Origin of the sequence: Holzapfeliella saturejae (assembly GCF_037546065.1) — a bacterium.
Lineage (GTDB): Bacteria > Bacillota > Bacilli > Lactobacillales > Lactobacillaceae > Holzapfeliella > Holzapfeliella saturejae.
The window spans coordinates 682,755-700,681 of record NZ_JAWMWG010000001.1; the positions used below are offsets into that span (position 1 = coordinate 682,755).

The following is a 17,927-nucleotide window of genomic DNA, read 5'->3' on the forward strand; positions in this document are numbered from 1 at the left end:
CAAAAAGACTTAGTTTTAGTAAATTTAAAAGAAATTTTAAATTCACCGTAATAACTTGCAAGCCTATCAAGGATAAGTGATGATAGAAGTAGGAGTATTTTAACTGTTTTGAGGAGAGATTTTCATTGGCATTATCAATACAAGAACGCTATGCTTTAATTGACGAAGCGGTTCAGCGTCTGAAAAAAGAACTTAAAACGTCTTATCTAGATGCTTTGATAGAAACGATTGAAAACTTAATTGATCAACAAGTTAAAGTAGAAAATGGTGCCCCTGGTGCCCAAACAGTTGAACGTTTGACTGAAATTGCTGAACAAATCGATTTTAATAATCAATCATCTAAAGAAAAAAGTGAATTAATTTATTTGTTAATTCTTGCTGGAATTAAAGAAGATAAACTTGAAACTAATTTACAAATGACACCTAAGTCAATTTCTGTTGTAGTCGCAATGATTGCTCATCAGTTATTACAAGGTAAAAAATCAGCCAAAGTGCTCGATTTAAGTAGTGGATTTGGTAGTTTATTATTGAATACAGTTGACCAGTTAAAACAAACTGATCAAATTGATTTTGACGTTTATGGTATGGATAATAATGAAATTTCTTTAGCATTATCCAGTCTATATGCTGAATCATTAGGTATTCAGGCTGAGTTATTCCATCAAGATTCATTAGATACGTGGTTGATTAACGACTTAGATTTAATTGTTTCAGAATTACCAGTGGGATACTATCCAATTGACTCCCGAGCTGAAAATTATGAATTGAGAGCCAAATCTGGACATTCATTTTCTCATTATTTGATGTTAGAACAGGCAATTTCACACCTGTCTGAAGGTGGATTGGGTATTTTTGTTGTTCCTGCAATGATGCTACAAGATGCCAATGCTTCAGAATTGACAAAATGGTTAGCTAAAAAAGCACATATCCAAGCTTTTCTAATATTACCTGAAGATTCATTTAATGATGAAAAATATCAAAAAGCAATTTTGGTAGTTCAAAATCGTGGTACTAAAACTAAACAAGCCAATAATATTTTGTTGGGACAACTCCCAAGCTTAAATGATAGAAGTGTACTTGAAACTTTCAATTATAATTTAAAAGATTGGTACATCAAAAATTTAAAGTAGAGGATAGACAACTATGACTAAAGTTTTAGCAATTAACGCCGGAAGTTCTTCAGTTAAATGGAAGATGTTTAACGCACAAAATGAAGAAGTTATAGCAGAAGGTGCTGCAGAAAGAATCGGTATTAAGGGTTCTAATTACCAAATTAAATATGATGGCAAAAAAATAGAAGAAACAATTGAAATTAAAGATCAAGAACAAGCTGTTTCTATTATCTTAAAAGCAATGATTGAACTAGGTATTGTTGCTTCATATGATGAAATTAAAGGAATTGGACACCGTATTGTGGCTGGAGGAGAGCATTTTGCTCAAAGTACTTTAATTACAGAAGACGTCTTAAATAAGATTTATGACCTTTCTGAATTTGCGCCACTGCACAATCCTGTTGAAGCACGTTGTATCGAAGCATTCGAAAAAGTATTGCCAGATATCCCACAAGTGGCGGTTTTCGATACTTCTTTCCATAAAACGATGCCAAAAGAAAATTATTTATATTCCATTCCAATGGAATACTATGAAAAATATGGTGCTAGAAAATATGGTGCGCATGGAACTAGCCACCGTTATGTTTCTCAAAGAGCGGCTGATGTGTTAGGTCAAGATATCAAAAACTTACGTTTAATCACAGTTCACATGGGAAATGGTATTTCACTAACAGCTGTTGAAAATGGACAATCAATCGACACTTCTATGGGCTTCTCACCACTTGCTGGTGTAACTATGAGTACGCGTTCAGGTGATATTGATGCGTCATTGATGGCTTATTTAATGGAAAAACTTGAAATTGAAAATCCACAAGAAATGATTAGCATTTTGAATGGGAAATCAGGATTATTAGGACTTTCAGGTTTATCATCAGATATGCGTGATTTAGAAAATAATATTGAAAACCCACAAGTTAAATTAACAGTCGATATTTTTGTTAACCGCATCGTCAAATATATTTCACAATATATTACTGAAATGGGCGGGGTAGATGGTATTGTCTTTACAGCTGGTATTGGTGAAAACAATCCATGGTTATTAGACCGTATCTCTAACAAGTTTGCTTATTTAGGTGCTAAGGTAGACCCTGAAAAAGTAGAAGTTAGAAGACAAGAAACAATTTTTAGTGCTGAAGATTCAACAATTAAGCTAATGCTAGTGCCAACTAATGAAGAAATTATGATTATTCGTGATTTGGTTGAAATCGCTAAGCTTTAGCGTAAAATATAAAACATCCTTTATCTTTTATGGTAAAGGATGTTTTTTAGAAAGGTGAATCAGTTTAAATGATTGATATATTGTATCTCGTTGTTTCGCTATTATTGTGTTATTTCTTAGTTTGGCAAAGACTTAATGTTAAATTTGTTGAACAAAAGCGAGGGATTATAGTTAAATTTGCCGCTTTTGTTATTTTGCTGGTACTCCTTGTGACAGCAATGACACAAGCAGAAGCGATTAGATGGTCTGTTTTATTACTTTTGGGTATATTTTGTATCGTCTTAATCTTTTTCCGACCGGGATTAGGTTCAATTGTGTTTAAGAATTATCGCATTAGATCTTATAAAGAATTCACAAGTTTTAACACCAAGCAGATTAATGATTATGAGACAAAAGTAGCGTTTTATGCACGCGATCAAGTGAGACTGACGATGTATGTTAGAGGAAATGTGAATGCTGTATCACAATTTTTAAACAAATATTTTGTTTAAACCAGTTTTTATGTTAAAATTATAGCGATGTCGGGGGTGTTTTGGAATTCGACATGCATGATTTTGCATAAATGGCAATTCGTAGGTAACGTCTACGTAAAAACGTACAGTTTAAATATAACTGCAAACAACGAAAATTCTTACGCAGTAGCTGCCTAAAAAACAGCTCGCGTGATCTGATTGAAACTGACCCGGGTTTCTATTAGGTCTCAACTCTAACGGGTTACGTTTAATTATGCCATCTGAATAATTAAAAAGAGATAATCAGATAACTCTTTGAAGGCTAGCCCTGTTATATGGCGTTCTTGAAAGAGTACAATTAAATAATATAACTATGATTGTAGAAGTTTATGATGAAACGTGTATGGACAGGGGTTCAAATCCCCTCACCTCCATAAACAAAAAAGAACTGGATAACTTGAGTTATCCAGTTCTTTTTTGTTTATAGTTTAACTTGAATTAAGCACCTGTCATAAAGCTAATCATAATTCCACCAGCAATAACGAGTAGTAATCCAATTAAAGTGAAGGTTAATTCTTTTTTAGTTTTAGCTTCTTTAAGAATGTAAACACCGCCAAGTGTTGAGAATACAACGTTCATTTGTGAAATTGTAAACCCTGTTGCCACACCATTTAAGCCAGCTGAAATCAAGTAGCTCAATGAACCACCAGCAAAAATCACACCAACAAGCATGTTTTTGTAAGTTACAGCTTCTTTTAATGGGCGAACATCTTTGTTTTGTGGTAGGAACATGCAAATCAAAGCACCTAATACCATACCAATTGTTTGAGGTAAGAAACCATCAAATCCTTGTACATCAGCATATCTTGGGAAGATTGAAAATCCAACATAACCAATTGTTGAGAAGAAGAAAATCCAAAAGATAGTTGAAGTTTTAACTTTAGGAGCATTTGAAGCACTTTCGGCAGTTTTTTCACTAACTGTTGTTAAGTAAATTCCACCGATAATGATTACAATAGCGATGATTCCTGCAATTTTTGCTGTTGCTGAAGCCCATTCGCTAAATAACAACACACCACTGAAAGAAGTTCCTACAATTTGAAGTCCAGTAGAAATTGGCATTGCTTTTGATACACCAATTGCTTTAAATGATTCATATTGTAGAACTTGTCCTAATGACCAAGATAGCCCACTTAGGAAACTAAATAAGAAAATTTCAGTTGTCATAGTAGGTCTCATAGCAATAAACAGCACGATAGCTGTTAATAAAGCCCCAAAAGTTGTTCCAAGAATTTGGTTAACTGTACGTCCACCAATTTTTGATGTGAAGATTGGCATACAGCCCCAAAGTATAGCTGGTAATACTGCAATAAGTAAATTCATTTTATATCCACCTCTCGTGATAATCATAGTCTATATTTGAAATATTTAAAAATCAGAAGTCTTCTTTTCAAAAAAGAAAACGTTTACATTCATAATATAACAAGTCCAAATCAAAAAAGCAACAAAAAAATGTAAACGCTTTCTTTTTTCTTTTTTCAATCTAATATTACTTTTTTTATGGAGATAAAATAATTCGTGTTAAACTTAGAAAAAAAGGGTTAGGAGAGCTAGATTGTGATTTATATTTACATGGGCTGTTTACTCGTATTAATGAGTTTGATTAGTTTCTTAATGAGGTATCAAAAACCAGGATTTTTATTTGGCTATCGGTCGTATTTCTCTAAAATGAATGATAAATTTGAACAAAAGGCACAAACGATTTATCGAAGAACGTGTTTAATAGTTGGATCGATTCAAATCGTTTTGGGTAGTGTAATTAAATGGTTGAATTGGGATCATTATTTCTTAATTTGGCTATTAACTTTTTATTTATCAATTATCTTCGTGTATGCCATAACTGAAACACGTTTAAGAAAACTTTTAGTTAAGAATGGTATTGTAAGTAAGGAAGAGATTAAAAAATACGATAATACCCACCAAACCAAAGAAAAGGTCAAAGGATTTAAAGACCTTTAGGAGGATTTTATAATGAGATTATTAATGGTAGAGGATAATGTTTCAGTCGCTCAAATGATGGAAATGTTTTTTGAAAAAGAACAATGGGTAATGGATTTAGCTGTAGATGGAAATGAAGCCGTTGAAAAGTTTAAAGCCAATCAAGAGTATTATGATATTGTTACATTAGATTTGAACTTGCCCGGAAAAGATGGGATGGAAGTGGCTCGAGAAATTAGAACGATATCTGATGTACCAATTATCATGTTAACAGCACGTGATTCAGAATCTGATCAAGTTTTAGGACTTGAGCTTGGAGCTGATGATTATGTCACTAAACCATTTAGTCCACTGACATTAATTGCTAGAATTAAAGCGTTGCATCGTCGATCATTAATGAATCAAACGTCTCGACCTGAAGATTCAAAAGATATGGTTGAAACACCCCATCTTAAAATTAATGAAAAAACCCGAGAAGTTTATATTGATGATCAAAAAGTTCAAGGCTTAACACCTAAGGAGTTTGATTTATTACTAACTATGGCTAAAAATCCAAAACAAGTGTTTTCAAGAGAGAAGTTACTTGAGATTGTTTGGGGCTATGAATACTTCGGTGAAGAGCGAACAGTGGATGCTCACATCAAAAAACTACGTCAAAAAATTGAAAAACTGGCTCCTCAAATTATTCAAACTGTCTGGGGTGTGGGCTACAAATTTGATGATTCGGATGTGGGTAAATAATGAAGTTATTTTATCAACAAGTGCTATCTTTTTTATTAGTTATTGTAATTACACTGTCAATTATTGGATTTTCCATGATGAACTTCATCACAAAACAAACTTATGATAATACATTTTCCCAGTTAGAAGGGTATGCTGATTCGATGGGTCACATTGCACTAAAAAAAGATCCTATAACAGGAAGATATCAGCAAATTAAACCCGCTTTTTTGGATGAATTTCAACAAGTAATGCAGGCACAAAATGTGACGATACGTGTATTTGATGAAGATAATGAACAAATTTATCCAGATGCCTCTTTGACCCCTTACTCCTTGAGAGAAGATGTTTGGCAGGAGTTACAATCGGGTAAGAGCTTTCGAATACAAAATGATTTTATGAATAACCAACCAAAATTATCAGCTAAAGAGCCTTATTCTTCAATTATGGTTCCTTGGTTTGATGGATCAAAATTGAAAGCAGTTGTTTGGTTAGGATCTAAAGTGTCTTCAGTTGAAACAACAATTAAGCAAGCTCAAAGAAACTCTATTGTGGCACTTTTAGCTAGTGTATTTGCTGGGATGGTTATTAGTTTGATTATTGTTTGGTTCAACTTATCAAGAATCAAAAAACTATCACGAGCAACTAAAAAAGTTGGTGAAGGTGATTTTTCTGTCAGAATTGAGCATAAAGACAATGATGAAATTGATGACTTAGCTAGCGATTTCAATAAGATGGTTGAATCATTAAAGCTATCAGATGAAGAAATCAAGCGCCAAGAAGCTAGACGAAATCAATTTATGGCCGATGTTGCTCATGAAATGCGAACCCCTTTAACGACTATTAATGGGATTCTTGAAGGTCTAAGATATGATGCCATCCCAATTGATTCAAAAGATAAAAGTATCCAGTTGATGCAAAGTGAAACGAATCGTTTAATCAGACTGGTCAATGAAAACTTAGACTATGAAAAGATTCGAAATAACCAAATTAAATTGTTTAAAACAGAATTTAACGGGACTCTTGTACTTGAAAATGTCGTGGAGCAGTTATCTAACAATGCTAAAAAGAAAAATAATAAATTGAAACTTTTATCCCAAGAACCTGTCTCAATTTATGCTGATCACGATCGATTTACTCAAATTATTTTTAATATTACACAAAATGCCATTCAATTCACTGAAAATGGTAATGTTGATTTAACAATTTATCGTGTAGATCATGCGACACGTGTTAAAATAAAGGATACTGGTATAGGTATGAGTGATGAACAAAAACGATTTATTTTTGAACGTTTTTACAAAGCAGATCCTTCTCGTAATAACGTCGGAACAGGTGAATCGGGACTCGGATTAGCTATCGTTTATTCTCTAGTTAATCAGCATCACGGTAAAATCGAAGTCGATAGTCAAGAAAACAAAGGGACAACATTTACATTGACTTTCTTTGACCCTAAACCAGAAAAAGAAGTAGATAGTGAGTAGTTAGATGATCTTTTTAAATCCGATATATCAATTTATAGTTAATCATTTTGCTGATAAGATTAATCATTTTCCTTTAGTTGAACTCGTGTTTTATAGTTTAGATAAAACTATTTTTTATTTTTTGATTTTTACAGTTCTTTATCTAGGTTACTTAAAATTATTTAAAAAAAAGCAGACTAAACGGCATATCACGCTTATTTTGGTATTAGTCTTCTATCTTATTTTGTTACTATCATTAACAGTATTTAGAGGGATTTATTTTCCAAGCGATATTAAGTTCTACTTCAACCGACCAGTCAACCAAATAAATTTGCAGATTCTTGATGAGACAATGAAATTGTCGTTTGCCAAGTCACGATTAGACTTCTTTTATAATTCTTTTGGAAATATTTTGTGGTTTATGCCATTAGGGTTCATTGCAAAATTATTATCCAAAAAAAGACTATCGATATTAACGATTACGTTAATTTCTATTTTATTTTCAATGAGTATTGAAGGGATGCAGTTTATTTTGTGGACGGGTGTTGCAGATATTGATGATGTCATATTCAATACGATAGGTGGCTTTTTAGGAGCTATTTTAGGGTTGATATTTCAACAAATATTTAATAATTTTACCAAAAGGTCTGACTAATACACAAAAATATGTTAAAATCACATTGTTGAATTTTTTAAAAGAAATTTTAGGAGGAATGACTCATGTCATCATTTATTCACGGTACAGAAATTATGCAAGCTGCCCGTAAAGGCGGATACGCACACGGTGCTTACAACACAAACAACTTAGAATGGACAAAAGCTATTTTAGCCGCTGCCCAAGCTAAAGGTGTTCCAGCAATCGTGCAAAGCTCAATGGGTGCTGCTAAGTACATGGGTGGATACAAAGTTGTTCGTCAACTAGTTGAAGGATTAGTTGAATCAATGAACATCACAGTTCCAGTTGTAATGCACTTAGACCACGGTAACTTTGAAGCTGCTAAAGAAGCTATCGAAGCTGGTTACTCATCAGTTATGTTCGATGGTCACGACTTACCTTTCGAAGAAAACTTAGCTAAAACAAAAGAAATCGTTGCTTTAGCTCACCCTAAAGGTATTTCAGTTGAAGCTGAAGTTGGTTCAATTGGTGGTGAAGAAGACGGTGTTGTTGGTGCAGGTGAACTTGCATCAGTTGAAGAAGCTAAACAATTAGCTGCAACAGGTATCGACTTCTTAGCTGCTGGTATCGGTAACATTCACGGTGTATACCCTGAAAACTGGGAAGGTCTTAACTATGACCGTCTTTCAGAAATTGCTGATGCAGTTGACACACCATTAGTATTACACGGTGGTTCAGGGATTCCTAAAGACCAAATTCAAAAAGCTATCGACTTAGGTGTTGCTAAAATTAACGTTAACACAGAACAACAAATCGCTTGGTCAAAAGCTGTTAAAGCTTACTACGCTGCTAACAAAGATGAAGCAGAAAAAGGATTTGACCCTCGTAAAGTTCTTGCACCAGGTACACAAGCTATCCAAGAAACAGTTGAAGAACGTATCGACTGGTTTGGTTCACAAAAAGGTAACAACTAATTATTAGTTTCCTTTCACAAAAAAGTCACGCCATTTGGTCGTGACTTTTTTTAATATCAAAATAAGAATTATCCCGTTTTTAATCTTGCTTTTTTAGTTAAATACGCTTAAAGTAAGTAGGGTAGATAAATAGATTATAGGAGGCAAACAATGGCACAAGTTAAGTTTGATGCTTCAAAATTAACTCCATTTGTTCAAGACAATGAGTTAAACGAAATGCAGGCAATGGTGAATACTGCAGACGAACAATTAAGAAAAGGAACAGGTGCTGGAAGCGATTTCAGAGGTTTCATTGACCTACCTGTTGACTATGACAAAGATGAGTTTGCACGTATTAAAGACGTGGCTAAAAAAGTTCAATCAGATTCAGAAGTTTTCGTAGCTATCGGAATTGGTGGTTCATACTTAGGTGCACGTGCAGCAATTGATTTCTTAAATAATGCGTTTTATAACTACGCACCTGATCGTAAAGTTCCTGAAATCTACTTTGCAGGTAACTCAATCAGTGGTAGTTACTTACACGACCTAATCGAACAAATCGGTGATCGTGACTTTAGTTTAAACGTGATTTCAAAATCAGGAACAACAATGGAACCTTCTATTGCTTTCCGTGTTTTGAAAGACAAATTAGTTAAAAAATACGGTAAAGAAGAAGCTGCAAAACGTATTTACGCAACAACTGACCGTGAAAAAGGTGCGCTAAAATCAGAAGCTGATGCAGAAGGATACGAAACATTCGTTGTTCCTGATGACATTGGTGGACGTTTCTCTGTACTATCTGCTGTTGGTTTATTACCAATTGCTGTAGCAGGTGCTGACATCGATCAATTGATGAAAGGTGCAGCAGATGCTCGTTCAGAATATACAGAAACAGACCTTAACAAAAATGAAGCCTACAAATATGCGGCATTAAGAAACATCTTATACCGTAAAGGTTACACTGTTGAATTGCTTGAAAACTATGAACCAACACTACAATACTTTGGTGAATGGTGGAAACAATTAATGGGTGAATCAGAAGGTAAAGATCAAAAAGGTATTTACCCTTCATCAGCCAACTTCTCAACAGACTTGCACTCACTTGGACAATACATTCAAGAAGGTCGTCGTGATTTAATGGAAACTGTTATTAAAGTTGAAAAACCTCGTTTTGATGTTGCTGTTCCAAGCGACGAACAAAACTTAGACGGTCTTTCATTCTTAGAAGGTAAAACAATGAACCATGCTAATGAAAAAGCATACGAAGGTGTTGTTTTAGCTCATACTGACGGTGGTGTTCCAGTTATGACTGTTTCTATTGCAGATCAAACAGAATACACATTAGGTTACATGATTTACTTCTTTGAAATCGCAGTTGGAATCTCAGGTTACCTAAATGGTATTAATCCATTTAACCAACCTGGTGTTGAAGCTTACAAGAAAAACATGTTTGCTTTACTAGGTAAACCTGGTTTTGAAGAATTAACAGAAGAATTAAACAAACGTCTATAATATTTTTGACGAAGAAAAAAGGATTTTGCGTAATGTTCGTGAAATCCTTTTTTATATTGTTTTTTTAGTGTATGATTAAGTTATAAAAAAACAAAAGGAGAATATTAAATGTCTTATAACAAAAAATATATGGAATTAGCAGCGAAAGAAGCTCATTCAAATAATCAAACAAATGAAGGTGGTCCCTTTGGATGTGTCATTGTCAAAGATGACAAAATTGTAGCAACAGGACACAATAAAGTTTTAATTAATAATGATCCAACAGCTCATGGTGAAGTAACTGCTATTCGTAATGCGGGCCAAGAATTAGGTACTTTTGATTTAAGTGGCTGTGAGTTGTATACATCTAGTGAGCCTTGTCCAATGTGTTTAAGTGCAATTATTTGGGCTAATATTAAAACGGTTTACTATGGTAATACAGCAGTAGATGCAGCTAATATTGGATTCCGTGACGATTATATCTACAAGTTTATTGAGGGTGGAACAACGGATAAAAGCGTGATGGATTTACAACAACATGATAGGGACTTAACTATTAAAAGTTTTGAGGAATTTGCGGCCAATCAAGATAAAACAATCTATTAAATTTAACTAATTTTAAATTTATTGTTTTTTTAGATTCAAAATTGTGGTAAACTTTATCGAGAATTTTTATAGTTAGGAAATAAATATGCATACTAATTTAGAATTACTAATTGTTTTATCGATGGCACTGATTGTTCCCATTCTTATGGGAAGATTCAAAATTCATAATGTTCCCGTTCCTGTTGCTGAAATACTGATAGGAATCGTTCTTGGTAAAGGATTATTAAATATTGTCCAGATGACACCGACTTTAAACCAGTTATCATCTCTAGGTTTGATGATATTACTGTTCTTGAGTGGGATGGAAGTCGATTTATCCATTTTTAAAAGACGTACAAAAATTGAAAAAAAAGAGGAATCATTTTTTAAGATGCCACTTGGGATGGCGTTGATGGTAATGATTTCAATTAGTTTACTCGCTTTTGGTTATAGCTTGATTTTAAGCTACTTTAATATTTTTTCTGAAGTTTTATTTGCAACCATCTTATTCAGTACAATGACTATTGGGATGATGTTGGTGGCTTTGAAAGATAAGAAGATTGAATATACAAAGTATGGGCAAACGATTCTTTTAATTGCGATTTTAGGTGTGGTGGTTCCATTAATTGAAATCACGTTTTATATGACATTTAAAGGAGCTAGAGGTGCAGTTCTTTGGCTATTCCCGTTAGTGTTTATCGTGGCTTTATTATTGCTGAATGTCAAAAAGATTCATCAATTCTTTGAAAAAATTGATAAATCAACGACACAACTTGATATTCGACTAGCTTTCTTCTTGATCATTGTTTTAGTAACAATTGCTGAAAAAACAGGTGTTGAAAATATTCTGGGATGTTTCTTGGCAGGATTAGTAATGAAATCACTTAATCCAAGCGATGAAACAAAAGAAAAGTTAACCTCTATTGGTTATGGTTTTTTTATTCCAATCTTTTTTATTTCGACAGGACTAAAGCTAGATTTAAAGAGTTTAGTTAGCGATCCTAATACGCTAATTTTAATTCCAATTTTCTTCTTTGGCTTTATGTTAACGCGTTTATTAGTTGTTCCAATTTTGATGCAACGTTATTCATTTAGACAAGCATTAGCAGGGATGATGTTAACAACTACGACGATTACTTTAATTGTGCCTAATGTAACGTTAGGACAAAGTGCTAATATTATTGATGCTAAACAAGGTGGCGCTTTTATTTTGGCAGCGGTTATTACAACGATTGTCGACCCTATCTTGTTCTCGAAAATATATCCACAAAAAAAGCAAGCTGATTAATCAGCTTGCTTTTTTAAATTGGCAATAAAGTGTTCGTAACTTTGTTGTTCATTAGTTTGATCAACCGTTGCTTCGTCAAACTGGTAGTTGAATAGTTGACTTTCTGAAATAGTAATCGTATGTGTATGTGTAGCGTTTCCGATGAGTTCAATCCAATTTTCGTGAACAATCGTTTTTACGACACCGCCAGGATTATAAACAGTAATTTCATCTGAAGGAAAAGTACCGCGATTTTGGTGTAGTGTATACGCTAAAGAAGTAGCTGACATACCAGTACCACAAGCATTAGTAAAACCAACACCACGTTCAAATGTTCGAACAAACAGTTCATTTTGTCCTAAAATTTTAGCAAAGTTAACATTAACACCATCTGGGAAGTAATCATTAGGTTGATTCAACTTAGTGCCTAATGTCTCCAATGTTTCATTAAGATCATCATCTTTTTCTACGAAGCTAATTAAATGGGGGTTGGGGACAGCAATAGCATAAAAATTGAGGTGGTCGCTAAATGCTTCGATGGGTGAGTTAATGAGTTTTTTTGTATTTAAATTGTTGAAAGGAAAATACTCATTGTCAAAATGTATCGGTGAAATTTCAACACCAAAAGCAGGAACGTTTTGAGCTAAATCAGCTTGTTTTTTAACAGTCAAATGAGCATTGAGTGTTTCGACTTTAAACTCTGACTGTTGATGTTTTTCAGATAAGTAACGGGCAACTGTTCGTAGACCATTACCACACATTGAGGCTTCACTACCATCAGCATTGATAACACGCATTTTGCCTAAGCAGTCTGTAGCATCGGATTTTGAAACCACAAGTAAGCCATCAGCACCTGCTAAAAAGGACGCTGTCAGTTGTTGTGTTAGAGCAACAATTTGCTCATCTGAAGGTGTAAAAGAAAGTTGGTCTAAGTCCAAGATAAAAAATTGGTTTGAAGAACCGTGGACTTTTTGTAATGTAATCATTATTAAACTCCTAACTAAAAAAATTATGATAAATATGTTCAATAGCTAAATCAGCATCAGCCTGTCGAGTTCCGAGCATAACAGAAATTCGAGAAGCACCTTGGTTGATCATGTGAATGCCAATATTGTTTTGGGCAAGAGGTGAAATGACACGGTCTAAAACGCCGATATTATCACGCATGCCCTCACCAACAACCATAATAATGGCATAATCATTAATCCATTGCATTTCATCAGGTTGCAGTGTAGCTTTAATATCTTGGCAGAGCTGTTTAATTTTTAGGTCGGTCAGTTGGCTTTTATCAAAAATAATAGTCAAATCATCAATACCTGATGGCATATGTTCATAGGAGACATTGTAGCGATAAAGAATTTCGAGTAGCTTTAATGTGAAGCCAACTTCTTTGTTTAAAAGATAGCGGTGCAAGTAAAGTGCAGCGAATCGGTCTGAACTCGCAACACCAGTAACTAAGTTCTCAGGTTCAAAATTGGTTTCAGGAACGATTAAAGTTCCGGGTAGTTCAGGATGGTTAGTGTTTTTGACATTGATTGTGATATTGGCTTCAATAGCTGGGATAATCGCTTCATCATGAAAAACCGAAAAACCAGCGTATGATAATTCTCGTAATTCACGATAGGTCATTTTAGTAATAGCATAAGGATTTTTGACCGTGTTAGGATTAGCTGCATAAATTGCATCAACATCAGTGAAGTTTTCGTAGCAACTAGCATGAAATCCCTTTGATAAAATGGCACCTGTGATGTCAGATCCACCACGTGAAAAAGTAGTAATTTTATGGTCTTTAGTAATCCCGAAAAATCCAGGAACGATTAGTAATTCATTTGTGAGCTTGAGAGCTTCAATATTTGCATAAGTTTCATCTAAAACTTGAGCATTATTGGCCGAATCACTTACATAAAATCCAAATTTTTCTGGATCCAAAAATCTGGCACTAATCCCTAAATGATTTAAAATAAGCGTCATTAATTTAGCGTTTAGTCTTTCACCATGAGCTTTAAAACAAGCCATTAGATAGTCATTGTTTTTGAATTTTTCATGTTGAAGGTTTTCGATTTTTTCTTTAATGGTTTGCAATTTACCTTCTTCTAAACCAAAATGGTTTGCGATTTCAAGATAACGGTTAAATAGTTGCTCTGTCACTGGTTTTGTCGGCTTGTTTTCAATTGTTAGAGTCGCATAGTTGATGAGTAAATCAGTTACTTTGGTATCGTTTTTATCTCTTTTTCCCGGAGCTGAAGTAACAACAACTTTTCGATTTGGATCTTGTCTTAAAATGTTAATTACTTTTTCAAATTGTTGGCCTGAAGCAAGTGAACTTCCACCAAATTTAACAACTTTCATAAAATTCATTCCCCTTTAAATTTGTTTTCAAATGATAAGTAAATTAAATTTAACATGCTTATTTTAAAATTCAATACCCAAAACCGATTGATAAGTGTCGTTTTAGTGGTCAATATATGGAAATAAATAAAAATAAAAAACTTTTGAAAAAATAATTAGACTAAGGGTTTGACTTTTGTCAGACTTTATTATAATATTTTAATCACATCGAAGAGGTCGCAACTGACATCAATAAAAATAACTAGTCTGCTGTTAAGACCATGACGTTATTTTGAAAGGGGAAGTTGCCGAAGTTGGCACTTAAACAGCTAAGTGTTGGCTGGGACATGATTGAATAAGTCATGGACTGTCGCAGTAATTGCGGAGAGCTATCGACAAACGAACAATCATGATGAATGTGAAACTTTCAAAGGGTTCTTTTGTTACTTAGATAGCAAAAAAACCCTTTTTTATATAGTCTTTGGAGGAATTTTCGTTATGGAACATAATTTTAATTTAGTGACTAATGATCGATATCATTTAGAAATTGGCGGATTAGATACTGTTGAATTAGTGCAGAAATATCAAACACCCTTAGTTGTTTACGATGTTTCTAAAATTAAACAGCAGATTTCCGGATTCAAAACCGTTTTTGAACAAAATGATGTTGATTATGAAATCAGTTATGCTAGTAAAGCTTTTTCTTGTTTAGGGTTATATCAGTTAATGCAAAAAGAGAATTTGCATCTTGATGTAGTCTCAGGTGGCGAACTCTTTACAGCACAACAAGCGGGATTTGATTTATCAAAAGTGAGTTTTCATGGTAATAATAAATCTTTAGCTGAAATTGAAATGGCTGTTGAAGCTGGTGTTGGTGTTATTGTTTTAGATAATTTTGATGAAATTGATTTACTAGCAAATTATCTAGCTGATACACATCAACAAGTTAATGTGATGATGAGAATTACACCTGGAATATCAGCACATACGCATGATTACATTCAAACAGGTCAAGAAGATAGTAAATTTGGATTTGATTTAAATTCTGGTCAAGCAGAAAAAGCATTAAAAATTGTTTTAGCTAATCCAAATTTAATAATGAAAGGCTTCCATTCACATATTGGATCACAAATATTTGAAGTTAACGGGTTTGAAATGGCTGCTGAAAAATTGGTTGATTTAGCTCATGATTGGCACCAAAAATATGACTATCAACCCGAAGTTATCAATGTTGGTGGTGGATTTGGAATTGCTTACACCAATGAAGATAAACCACTGGCTCCCGAAGTTTTTGTGGATGCTATTATTAAAAAAATAAAAGAAAAGACTACCGAATATGGATTGCAGATGCCTGCTATTTGGATTGAACCTGGTCGTTCAATTGTCGGACCTGCGGGATACAACCTCTATACAGTCGGTTCAAGAAAAGAAGTACCAGGAAAAAATGCCTATGTCAGTGTTGACGGCGGGATGGGAGATAATATTAGACCTGCTCTTTATCAAGCAGAATATGAAGCGGTTGTTGCTAACAAAATGAATCAAGAACCCGTTGAAACAGTTCGTATCGCTGGTAAATACTGCGAGTCAGGTGATATTTTGATTCAACAAGCAGCTCTCCCTAAAACACAATCTGGCGATATTATAGCGATGCTTAATACCGGAGCTTATGGTTATTCAATGGCATCAAATTATAATCGTAATTTAAAACCAGCTGTTGTTTTTGTTGAAAATGGACAAGATAAACTGGCTATCAAAAGACAAACTTATCAAGATTTAATCGAATTAGAAAGTCAATTATATTAAAAGTGTAAAAAAGGAGACTATATAATGGAAAGAAAAAGTGCACAAGAAATCATTAATTTTATTGGAAACGCTGAAAAACAAACCCCAGTGAAGGTTTATATCAAAGGTCAACTTGATCAAATTGAGTTCCCAGAAACGATTAAAGCGTTCGTAGAAACAAAAACAGGGACATTATTTGGTAACTGGGCAGATATTGAACCAGTGTTAACTGATAATCAAGATGTTATTACAGAATATGAGTTAGAAAACCACATGAGAAATTCAGCGGTTCCGCTACTAGATATGAAAACAGTTAATGCCCGTATTGAACCTGGTGCAATTATTCGTGATCAAGTGTACATTGGCGATAACGCGGTTATCATGATGGGAGCTTTAATTAATATTGGAGCTGAAATTGGCGAAGGTACAATGATTGATATGGGCGTTATTTTAGGCGGACGTGCAACTGTTGGTAAAAATGCCCATATTGGTGCAGGAACAGTTCTAGCTGGCGTAATTGAACCAGCTTCTGCAACACCTGTTATTGTAGAAGATGATGTCGTAATTGGTGCTAATGCTGTTGTGATTGAAGGTGTTCGTGTTGGAAAAGGTGCAGTTGTAGCGGCTGGTGCAATTGTTACCAAAGATGTTGAACCTTATACCGTAGTAGGTGGGGTACCTGCTAGAGTCTTGAAAAAAATTGATGATCAAACAAAATCAAAAACAGGATTAGAAGAAGCCCTAAGAAAAATGTAAGAAACTTGAGGAGGAAGTTAAATGTTATCACAACCACAAAGAGTTGCTATTAGAAGAGAATTTCATCAGCATCCAGAACTCGCTTTGGAAGAGGTAGAAACCAAACAACGTATCCAAAAAATTATTGCAGGATTTAACCAACAATATTTAAGTTTCAAGCACCTAGATGCGTTACCAACAGCATTGCTTGTTCGTGTTGAAGGATCAAATCCCAAGCGAACAATTGGTTATCGAGCAGATATGGATGCCCTTCCAGTAGTAGAACAAACAGGGCTTGAATTTGCTTCTAAAAATGCAGGGAAAATGCATGCCTGTGGTCATGATATTCATTTAACAGTTGCCTTAAGTATTTTAAGTTATTATGCTGATAATCAACCCACAGATAACTTGATTTTCTTTTTTCAACCAGCAGAAGAAAGTGAAAACGGTGGCAAAATCGCTTATGAGTTAGGAGCTTTTGAGGGCCAATGGCGACCAGACGAATTTTATGGGTTGCATGATAATCCAGATTTAAAAGCTGGTGCAATTGGTTGTTGTCAAGGGACACTGTTTGCAGGGACAACCGAAGTAGATATCGAACTTAAAGGAAAAGGCGGACATGCGGCTTTTCCTCATACAGCCAATGATATGGTTGTGGCAAGTGCCTATTTGATTACACAATTACAAACGATTGTTTCACGAAATATTAACCCACTTGAAAGTGGCGTTTTAACACTAGGTAAAATTCAATCTGGAACGATTCGTAATGTTATTGCGGATAAAGCTGTGATTCAAGGGACAGTTCGCGGACTGACACAAACAATGATTGAAGCCATCAATGAACGAATTAAAACGATTTGTGAATTTACCGCCAAAAGCTTCAATGCAGATGTTCAGGTAACCTTGAATCAAGGTGGTTATCTACCAGTTGAAAATGATGACAAATTAACGGCACAGTTTATCGAATTCATGTCGACTCATCAAGATGTTAATTTTGTTGAAACAACGCCGGCAATGACTGGCGAAGACTTTGGTTACTTACTATCAAAAATTCCAGGTACGATGTTTTGGCTAGGGGTTGAAGATACTCATCCATTACATTCAGAGTATTTTTCACCTAGTGAGGAAGCATTAAAGACAGCCCCAGAAACAATTGTTGCGTTTTTAAACTGGCGAATGTCTAGATAATAAGAGGAGGAAAAGAAT

At 34.3% G+C, this 17,927-nt stretch carries 17 protein-coding genes, 1 other RNA gene and 1 riboswitch; of the genes, 15 read left to right on the forward strand and 3 right to left on the reverse strand.

What is annotated here, in order from left to right; genetic code table 11:
* Positions 1-125 precede the first annotated feature (125 nt).
* From R4Y45_RS03330 to ssrA, 4 genes are all read left to right on the forward strand, one after another.
* Positions 126-1,130 carry a class I SAM-dependent methyltransferase gene (locus R4Y45_RS03330; protein WP_339969271.1) on the forward strand — a complete coding sequence of 335 codons (1,005 nt, stop codon included), beginning with the start codon at positions 126-128 and terminating at the stop codon, positions 1,128-1,130.
* 13 nt (positions 1,131-1,143) lie between these two features.
* Positions 1,144-2,331, forward strand: a complete 1,188-nt coding sequence (locus R4Y45_RS03335) for an acetate/propionate family kinase (protein WP_339969272.1) — start codon at positions 1,144-1,146, stop codon at positions 2,329-2,331.
* Between the two features lie 68 nt (positions 2,332-2,399).
* Positions 2,400-2,822, forward strand: a complete 423-nt coding sequence (locus tag R4Y45_RS03340; protein WP_339969273.1) for a hypothetical protein — start codon at positions 2,400-2,402, stop codon at positions 2,820-2,822.
* Between the two features lie 32 nt (positions 2,823-2,854).
* Positions 2,855-3,220: a transfer-messenger RNA gene (gene ssrA / locus R4Y45_RS03345) on the forward strand.
* Between the two features lie 61 nt (positions 3,221-3,281).
* Here ssrA and R4Y45_RS03350 read toward each other — a convergent pair.
* On the reverse strand, positions 3,282-4,166 hold the full coding sequence (locus R4Y45_RS03350; RefSeq protein WP_339969275.1) for a GRP family sugar transporter: 885 nt from the start codon (positions 4,164-4,166) through the stop codon (positions 3,282-3,284).
* A 234-nt stretch (positions 4,167-4,400) separates the two neighbouring features.
* Here R4Y45_RS03350 and R4Y45_RS03355 point away from each other — a divergent pair, with 234 nt between their 5' ends.
* The 8 genes from R4Y45_RS03355 (at position 4,401) to R4Y45_RS03390 (ending at position 11,897) form a co-directional block, all read left to right on the forward strand.
* Positions 4,401-4,802: a hypothetical protein gene (locus R4Y45_RS03355; protein ID WP_339969277.1), complete on the forward strand. Its 402-nt coding sequence runs from the start codon at positions 4,401-4,403 to the stop codon at positions 4,800-4,802.
* Positions 4,803-4,814: 12 nt separating this feature from the next.
* Positions 4,815-5,522 carry a response regulator transcription factor gene (locus R4Y45_RS03360; protein WP_339969279.1) on the forward strand — a complete coding sequence of 236 codons (708 nt, stop codon included), beginning with the start codon at positions 4,815-4,817 and terminating at the stop codon, positions 5,520-5,522.
* Positions 5,522-6,985: a HAMP domain-containing sensor histidine kinase gene (locus R4Y45_RS03365; protein ID WP_339969281.1), complete on the forward strand. Its 1,464-nt coding sequence runs from the start codon at positions 5,522-5,524 to the stop codon at positions 6,983-6,985. The genes R4Y45_RS03360 and R4Y45_RS03365 overlap by 1 nt, the downstream gene beginning before the upstream one ends.
* 4 nt (positions 6,986-6,989) lie before the next feature.
* Positions 6,990-7,619: a VanZ family protein gene (locus R4Y45_RS03370; protein ID WP_339969283.1), complete on the forward strand. Its 630-nt coding sequence runs from the start codon at positions 6,990-6,992 to the stop codon at positions 7,617-7,619.
* A gap of 65 nt (positions 7,620-7,684) precedes the next feature.
* Positions 7,685-8,554, forward strand: a complete 870-nt coding sequence (locus R4Y45_RS03375; protein WP_339969285.1) for a class II fructose-bisphosphate aldolase — start codon at positions 7,685-7,687, stop codon at positions 8,552-8,554.
* Between the two features lie 150 nt (positions 8,555-8,704).
* Positions 8,705-10,045: a glucose-6-phosphate isomerase gene (locus R4Y45_RS03380; protein WP_339969287.1), complete on the forward strand. Its 1,341-nt coding sequence runs from the start codon at positions 8,705-8,707 to the stop codon at positions 10,043-10,045.
* A 108-nt stretch (positions 10,046-10,153) separates the two neighbouring features.
* On the forward strand, positions 10,154-10,630 hold the full coding sequence (locus R4Y45_RS03385; RefSeq protein ID WP_339969289.1) for a nucleoside deaminase: 477 nt from the start codon (positions 10,154-10,156) through the stop codon (positions 10,628-10,630).
* Between the two features lie 85 nt (positions 10,631-10,715).
* Positions 10,716-11,897 carry a cation:proton antiporter gene (locus tag R4Y45_RS03390; RefSeq protein ID WP_339969291.1) on the forward strand — a complete coding sequence of 394 codons (1,182 nt, stop codon included), beginning with the start codon at positions 10,716-10,718 and terminating at the stop codon, positions 11,895-11,897.
* Here the strand turns inward: R4Y45_RS03390 and dapF are convergent.
* Entirely contained in the window at positions 11,894-12,862 is a 969-nt protein-coding gene (gene dapF / locus R4Y45_RS03395; protein ID WP_339969293.1) for a diaminopimelate epimerase, read from the reverse strand. The genes R4Y45_RS03390 and dapF overlap by 4 nt on opposite strands.
* Before the next feature lie 10 nt (positions 12,863-12,872).
* Positions 12,873-14,225, reverse strand: a complete 1,353-nt coding sequence (locus R4Y45_RS03400) for an aspartate kinase (RefSeq protein WP_339969295.1) — start codon at positions 14,223-14,225, stop codon at positions 12,873-12,875.
* Between the two features lie 203 nt (positions 14,226-14,428).
* Positions 14,429-14,604, forward strand: a riboswitch (Lysine riboswitch).
* Between the two features lie 98 nt (positions 14,605-14,702).
* Here R4Y45_RS03400 and lysA point away from each other — a divergent pair.
* From lysA to R4Y45_RS03415, 3 genes are read left to right on the forward strand one after another with little or no spacing between them, the layout of a single operon-like run.
* On the forward strand, positions 14,703-16,007 hold the full coding sequence (gene lysA / locus R4Y45_RS03405) for a diaminopimelate decarboxylase (RefSeq protein ID WP_339969296.1): 1,305 nt from the start codon (positions 14,703-14,705) through the stop codon (positions 16,005-16,007).
* A gap of 24 nt (positions 16,008-16,031) precedes the next feature.
* Entirely contained in the window at positions 16,032-16,742 is a 711-nt protein-coding gene (gene dapD / locus R4Y45_RS03410) for a 2,3,4,5-tetrahydropyridine-2,6-dicarboxylate N-acetyltransferase (protein ID WP_339969299.1), read from the forward strand.
* 21 nt (positions 16,743-16,763) lie between these two features.
* The gene (locus R4Y45_RS03415) at positions 16,764-17,909 is read left to right on the forward strand and encodes an N-acetyldiaminopimelate deacetylase (RefSeq protein WP_339969301.1); all 1,146 of its coding nucleotides are present in this window, start codon (positions 16,764-16,766) and stop codon (positions 17,907-17,909) included.
* Positions 17,910-17,927: the final 18 nt, after the last annotated feature.